General features: G+C 71.7%; 5 protein-coding genes and 1 pseudogene. 4 read left to right on the top strand and 2 right to left on the bottom strand.

The features are described 5' to 3' along the window. Nucleotides 1-100 (bottom strand): annotated as a pseudogene (locus AB0D29_RS38505) (Cys-tRNA(Pro) deacylase); the annotation flags it as partial. A 31-nt stretch (nucleotides 101-131) separates the two neighbouring features. Then, nucleotides 132-3,278: an isoleucine--tRNA ligase gene (gene ileS, locus AB0D29_RS38500; RefSeq protein WP_362860498.1), complete on the bottom strand. Its 3,147-nt coding sequence runs from the start codon at nucleotides 3,276-3,278 to the stop codon at nucleotides 132-134. 587 nt (nucleotides 3,279-3,865) lie between these two features. On the opposite strand from ileS, the gene AB0D29_RS38495 reads away from it, so the two are divergent. The 4 genes from AB0D29_RS38495 to AB0D29_RS38480 all read left to right on the top strand — a co-directional run bounded on the left by AB0D29_RS38495 (nucleotide 3,866) and on the right by AB0D29_RS38480 (nucleotide 6,842). Further along, nucleotides 3,866-4,708 (top strand): TraR/DksA C4-type zinc finger protein, encoded by an 843-nt coding sequence (locus AB0D29_RS38495; protein WP_362860497.1) that lies wholly within the window; start codon nucleotides 3,866-3,868, stop codon nucleotides 4,706-4,708. Between the two features lie 123 nt (nucleotides 4,709-4,831). Beyond that, nucleotides 4,832-5,392, top strand: a complete 561-nt coding sequence (lspA, locus tag AB0D29_RS38490; RefSeq protein WP_030707323.1) for a signal peptidase II — start codon at nucleotides 4,832-4,834, stop codon at nucleotides 5,390-5,392. 41 nt (nucleotides 5,393-5,433) lie between these two features. Beyond that, nucleotides 5,434-6,375 carry an RluA family pseudouridine synthase gene (locus tag AB0D29_RS38485; RefSeq protein ID WP_362860496.1) on the top strand — a complete coding sequence of 314 codons (942 nt, stop codon included), beginning with the start codon at nucleotides 5,434-5,436 and terminating at the stop codon, nucleotides 6,373-6,375. 44 nt (nucleotides 6,376-6,419) lie between these two features. After that, entirely contained in the window at nucleotides 6,420-6,842 is a 423-nt protein-coding gene (locus AB0D29_RS38480; protein ID WP_362860499.1) for a GNAT family N-acetyltransferase, read from the top strand. Nucleotides 6,843-6,985: the final 143 nt, after the last annotated feature.

Raw genomic sequence — 6,985 nt, 5'->3', positions numbered from 1 at the left:
CGGCCAGGTCCGACGGGGCGAGCTCGACCTCCAGTCCGCGGCGGCCCGCCGAGCAGCAGATCGTCGGATGGGCGGAGGCCGACGCGTCGAGCACCCCCGGGGACGGGGGCACGGGCCGCTCGGGCCGAGGGTTACGCCTTGCGGAGGCGGAACGTCAGGGACAGGGGCTCGTCCGTGAACGGGTCACCGTACGCGCCGTCGGCCTCGCCGGACGTGAAGTCCGTGGCCAGTACCTCGTCCGCGATCAGGGCCGCGTGGTCCGTCAGGGCCGTCACGACCTCCGGGTCCGCGGAGACCCACCGCAGGGCGATGCGGTCCGCCACGTCCAGGCCCGAGTTCTTCCGGGCCTCCTGGATCAGCCGGATCGCGTCACGCGCCAGGCCGGCCAGCCGCAGCTCCGGGGTGATCTCCAGGTCCAGGGCCACCGTCGCGCCCGAGTCGGACGCCACCGACCAGCCCTCGCGCGGGGTCTCCGTGATGATGACCTCCTCCGGGGAGAGGGCCACCTCCTCGCCGTTCACCGAGACGACCGCGGAGCCCGAGCGCAGCGCCAGCGACAGCGCCGCCGCGTCGGCCGCGGCCACCGCCTTGGCGACGTCCTGCACGCCCTTGCCGAAGCGCTTGCCCAGCGCCCGGAAGTTCGCCTTCGCCGTCGTGTCGACCAGCGAGCCGCCGACCTCCGACAGGGAGGCCAGCGAGGAGACGTTCAGCTCCTCCGTGATCTGGGCCTGGAGCTCGGGGGACAGGGCGTCGAAGCCGGTCGCGCCGACCAGCGCCCGCGACAGCGGCTGGCGGGTCTTCACGCCCGACTCGGCACGCGTCGCGCGGCCCAGCTCGACCAGGCGCCGCACCAGCTGCATCTGCTGCGAGAGGGTCCGGTCCACCTGGGCGCCGTCCGCGACCGGCCACGTCGACAGGTGCACCGACTCCGGGGCGTCCGGGGTGACCGGAACGATCATGTCCTGCCAGACCCGCTCGGTGATGAAGGGGGTGAGCGGGGCCATCAGGCGCGTGACCGTCTCGACGACCTCGTGCAGGGTCCGCAGCGCGGCCTTGTCGCCCTGCCAGAAGCGGCGGCGCGAGCGGCGGACGTACCAGTTCGACAGGTCGTCCACGAAGGCGGACAGCAGCTTGCCGGCGCGCTGGGTGTCGTACGCCTCCATCGCATCCGTGACCTCGGCGACGAGGGTGTGGAGCTCGGAGAGCAGCCAGCGGTCGAGGACCGTGCGGTCCGCCGGGGCCGGGTCGGCCGCGGAGGGCGCCCAGTTCGACGTACGGGCGTACAGGGCCTGGAAGGCGACCGTGTTCCAGTACGTGAGGAGGGTCTTGCGGACGACCTCCTGGATCGTGCCGTGGCCGACGCGACGCGCCGCCCACGGGGAGCCGCCGGCCGCCATGAACCAGCGCACCGCGTCCGCGCCGTGCTGGTCCATGAGCGGGATCGGCTGGAGGATGTTGCCCAGGTGCTTGGACATCTTGCGGCCGTCCTCGGCGAGGATGTGGCCCAGGCAGACCACGTTCTCGTACGAGGACTTGTCGAAGACGAGCGTGCCGATCGCCATCAGCGTGTAGAACCAGCCGCGGGTCTGGTCGATGGCCTCCGAGATGAACTGCGCCGGGTAGCGCTTCTCGAAGATCTCCTTGTTCTTGTACGGGTAGCCCCACTGCGCGAACGGCATCGAGCCCGAGTCGTACCAGGCGTCGATGACCTCCGGCACGCGGACCGCTTCGAGGGAGCAGCCCTCGGCGGTGCAGGTGAAGGTCACGTCGTCGATGTACGGGCGGTGCGGGTCCAGGTTCGAGTGGTCCTGGCCGGAGAGCTCGGAGAGCTCGGCGCGCGAGCCGACGCAGGTGAGGTGGTTCTCCTCACACCGCCAGATCGGCAGCGGGGTGCCCCAGTAGCGGTTGCGGGAGAGCGCCCAGTCGATGTTGTTGTTCAGCCAGTCGCCGAAGCGGCCCTGCTTGACCGAGTCCGGGAACCAGTTCGTCTTCTCGTTCTCCCGCAGCATCGCGTCCTTGACGGCGGTGGTGCGGACGTACCAGGACGGCTGCGCGTAGTAGAGCAGGGCCGTGTGGCAGCGCCAGCAGTGCGGGTAGCTGTGCTCGTAGGCGATGTGCTTGAAGAGCAGGCCGCGCGCGTCGAGGTCGGCGGTCAGCTTCTCGTCGGCCTTCTTGAAGAAGACGCCTCCGACCAGCGGGACCTCCTCCTCGAAGGTGCCGTCGGGGCGGACCGGGTTCACGACGGGCAGGCCGTACGCGCGGCAGACCGCGAGGTCGTCGGCGCCGAAGGCGGGGGACTGGTGGACCAGACCGGTGCCGTCCTCGGTCGTGACGTACTCGGCGTTCACGACGTAGTGGGCCGGAGCCGGGAACTCCACGAGGGAGAACGGGCGCTCGTACGTCCAGCGCTCCATCTCCTTGCCCGTGAAGGTCTGGCCGGTGGCCTCCCAGCCCTCGCCCAGGGACTTCTCCAGCAGCGGCTGGGCGACGACCAGCTTCTCCTCGCCGTTCGTGGCGACGACGTACGTGACGTCGGGGTGCGCGGCGACCGCCGTGTTGGACACCAGGGTCCAGGGGGTCGTCGTCCAGACCAGCAGCGCCGCCTCGCCCGCGAGGGGGCCGGAGGTCAGCGGGAAGCGGACGTAGACGGAGGGGTCGACGACCGTCTCGTAGCCCTGGGCCAGCTCGTGGTCGGAAAGGCCGGTGCCGCAGCGGGGGCACCAGGGGGCGACGCGGTGGTCCTGGGTGAGCAGACCCTTGTTGAAGATCTCCTTCAGCGACCACCACACGGACTCGACGTACTCGGGGTCCATGGTCCGGTAGGCGTCGTCCAGGTCGACCCAGTAGCCCATCCGGGTCGTGAGCTCGGTGAACGCGTCGGTGTGGCGGGTCACGGACTCGCGGCACTTGGCGTTGAACTCGGCGATGCCGTACGCCTCGATGTCCTGCTTGCCGTTGAAGCCGAGCTCCTTCTCGACGGCGAGCTCGACGGGCAGGCCGTGGCAGTCCCAGCCGGCCTTGCGGGCCACGTGGTAGCCGCGCATGGTGCGGAAGCGGGGGAAGACGTCCTTGAAGACGCGGGCCTCGATGTGGTGCGCGCCGGGCATGCCGTTCGCGGTCGGCGGGCCCTCGTAGAAGACCCACTCGGGGCGGCCCTCGGACTGCTCCAGGGTCTTGGCGAAGGTCTTGCTCTCGCGCCAGAAGTCGAGGACCGCGTGCTCAAGGGCAGGCAGGTCGACCTGGGCGGGTACCGGGCGGTACTGCGGCGGTGTGGTCATGAGGCTGAACTCTTCCTCCGGCGGGGTGTCACTTCCGTCCGGAGGGACGAGAGCCGTTCTGGAGAATCCAGGACGCCTGCTCCCGCGGTACCACCCTCCTTGGCCGCCGGACGGATCCGGTGGCCCCCTCATTGGGGTGCGAAGCCGGTTCTACTCGCCGTACGGGGATCCGTGCGGGCTTTCTTCCGGCGGCTCAGGGGTGATCCTTCGCATCGCGCTCGCCCCCGGGCTCTCACCGTCCCCGGGTCGCTCCTGGCCGCGTACGGTGCTACTCGTCCCCGTCCATGCCTTTCGCTGGGCCCAGTGTACGGGCCGGGGGCCCGCGCGGCCGACCGCTTTACGGGGGCCCGTGCGGGGGGCGGCGGCACGGCGTGGCGGGGGCGCGGCCGGAGCGCGGCCGGGGGCGCGGGGCGGGCCGTGCGTGACCCGAATGGACCCGGGGCGCCCGTACGGACGCGGGTGGGGCGGGAGTGGCGGATTACCGGGGCTCCGGCTGGGCACAACGGATGCAGGTTGACCTCGATGGATGCGTGCCCCGTTGCCGCGGGGCTGGAGTCGATTTATCGTTCCGGCACGATTCGCGAGCAATGATCACAGTATGTGAAGGGGCCGCGGCCATGGTGGCGAAGAAGACCGCCGGGAGTACTGCCAAGAAGGCTGTCGGGAAGGCAGCAGGGAAGGCGGAGGCCTCCGAGGGCACGGCTCCCGCGAAGAAGGTGACCGCCGCCAAGAAGGCGACCGCTGCCGGGAAGACCGCCGCCGCCACGAAGGCTCCGGCGAAGAAGACCGCGGCGAAGAAGGCTCCGGCCGGGAAGGCGCCGGCAGCCAAGGCGACCACCGTCACCAAGACGACCGCCGTCGACGAGCGGACGGTCACGGCCAAGCAGGCCGGGACCGAGGGGGCGGCGCACGCCGCGAAGAAGACGGGAGTCCGGAAAGTGGTTGCCAAGAAGAGCACGGGAGCGGCGAGGAAGACGGCTGCGGCCGCCACCAGCGGGCTGCCCAAGGCGCGGGCCACAGCGGCCCTCACCCCCGGGGAGCTCGCCGTACGGCCCGGCGAGGACCCCTGGACCCAGGCGGAGGTCGACGAGGCCCGCAGCGAGCTGATGAGCGAGGTGCTGCGGCTGCGCGCCGAGCTCGACGCCTCCGAGGTGGCGATCAGCGGCCTGATGCGGGACTCGGGCGACGGCGCGGGTGACGACCAGGCCGACACCGGCACCAAGAACATCACCCGGGAGTCCGAGCTGGCGCTCGCGGCGAACGCCACCTCGATGCTGGAGCAGACCGAGCGGGCCCTGGAACGGCTGGAGGCGGGCACGTACGGACTCTGCGAGAACTGCGGGCAGCCCATCGGCAAGGCCAGGATGCAGGCCTTCCCACGGGCCACCCTGTGCGTGGACTGCAAGCAGAAGCAGGAGCGGCGGCACTAGGGGGCGGCGCCGGGCGCGGAATCAGGTGGAGGTGGGGCAGGCGGTGCGCGGGGGCCCTGACGTACCCTCGTGTCTCGTCAGGGTCCAGGAGGAGCCTGGTTCGAGCTAGTTCGAGGGACTCACGTGGCAGAGGCGGAGCGCATCATCGGTACGCCGGAGGTCGGGGACGACGCCCAGCCGGAGTCCGCCGTGCCCAAGGGGCGCCGGCGGATCGCGGCGCTGCTCGTCGTGGCGGTGCTCGCCTACCTGCTGGACCTCGGCACCAAGATGCTGGTCGTGGCGAAGCTGGAGCACCAGCCGCCGATCGAGATCATCGGTGACCTGCTGAAGTTCGAGGCGGTCCGCAACCCGGGCGCCGCCTTCGGCTTCGGCGAGGCCTTCACCATCATCTTCACCTGCATCGCGGCCTCCGTGATCGTGGTGATCGTGCGGCTCGCGCGCAAGCTCTACAGCCTGCCGTGGGCGATCGCGCTGGGCCTGCTGCTGGGCGGTGCGCTCGGCAATCTGACCGACCGGATCTTCCGCTCGCCGGGCGTGTTCCGGGGCGCGGTCGTCGACTTCATCGCGCCGGCCCATTTCGCGGTCTTCAACCTCGCCGACTCGGCGATCGTGTGCGGCGGCATCCTGATCGTCCTGCTGTCCTTCAAGGGCCTGGACCCCGACGGCACCGTCCACAAGGACTGAGCGCGGGACGGGTGCGCCGTCGAGTCCTGCATACTCGACAGGTGAGTACGATTCCCGAGATCCGCACCCTGCCCGTTCCCGAAGGCCTCGAAGGCGAGCGCGTCGACGCCGCCATCGCCCGTATGTTCGGTTTCTCCCGGACGAAGGCGGCCGATCTCGCGGCCGCGGGGAAGGTGTCGGTCGACGGCAGTGTCGTCGGGAAGTCCGAGCGTGTGCACGGTGGCGCCTGGCTCGAAGTCGAGATGCCCGAGCCGCCGCGGGCGGTCGAGGTCGTCGCCGAGCCGGTCCCCGGCATGGAGATCGTCCACGACGACGACGACATCGTGGTCATCATGAAGCCGGTGGGCGTCGCCGCCCACCCGAGCCCCGGCTGGACCGGCACCACCGTCATCGGCGGGCTCGCCGCGGCCGGCTACCGCATCTCCACCTCCGGCGCCTCCGAGCGCCAGGGCATCGTGCACCGCCTCGACGTCGGCACGTCCGGCCTGATGGCCGTCGCGAAGTCGGAGCGCGCGTACACCTCGCTCAAGAACCAGTTCCGCGAGCGGGTCGTGGACAAGCGCTACCACGCGCTGGTGCAGGGCCACCCGGACCCGATGAGCGGCACGATCGACGCGCCGATCGGCCGCCACCCCAGCGCGGACTACAAGTGGGCCGTGACCCAGGAGGGCAAGCCCTCCGTCACCCACTACGACCTGATCGAGGCCTTCCGCGCCGCCTCCCTGCTCGACATCAAGCTGGAGACCGGCCGTACGCACCAGATCCGCGTGCACATGTCCGCGCACCGGCACCCCTGCGTCGGCGACCTGACCTACGGCGCGGACCCGACGGTCGCGAAGCGGCTGGGCCTGACCCGGCAGTGGCTGCACGCGGTGCGGCTCGGCTTCGAGCACCCGTCCGACGGCCAGTGGGTGGAGTTCGAGAGCGGCTACCCGGCGGACCTGCAGCACGCGCTGGACGTGATCCGGGCGGAGAGCGAGTGACCGCCGTCGGCTTCGAGGTGCGGGTCGCGGACTCCGAGGCCGACATGGCGGCGTGCTTCGCCGTGCGGACCGAGGTGTTCGTGGTCGAGCAGTCCGTGCCGGAGTCGATCGAGTACGACGCGTACGACGCGGGCGCGGTGCACGTACTGGCCGTGGGGCCCGACGGGGAGCCGCTGGGCACCGGCCGGCTGCTCCACGGCGCTGCCGCGCGGGCCAAGACGGGCGACCCGGCGGTCGGCGCGCTGGGCCGGCTGGCCGTACGCAAGGTCGCGCGCGGGCTGGGCGTGGGCGTGGCCCTGGTCCGGGCGATCGAGGCCGAGGCGGCGCGGCGCGGGCTGACGGCCGTCGATCTGGGCGCGCAGACGCATGCGCTCGGCTTCTACGAGCGCCTCGGGTACGTGGCCTACGGGCCGGAGTTCCAGGACGCGGGCATCCCGCACCGAGCGATGCGGCGCCCGTTGCCGTAGCAGCCCTGCGGCCCGGCTGCCGGGGCTCCGCCCCGGACCCCGCGCCTCAAACGCCGGCGGGGGGGGGGGTGGCCCGGGGTTTTGGGGGGGGGGGGGGGCGGCCGGGGGGGTGGGGGCCGTCCCCCGCGGGGAAGACGCCGGGG

Source organism: Streptomyces sp. NPDC048424, from assembly GCF_040651555.1.
Taxonomy (GTDB): domain Bacteria; phylum Actinomycetota; class Actinomycetes; order Streptomycetales; family Streptomycetaceae; genus Streptomyces.
This window is presented reverse-complemented; position numbering and strand designations above follow the sequence as displayed.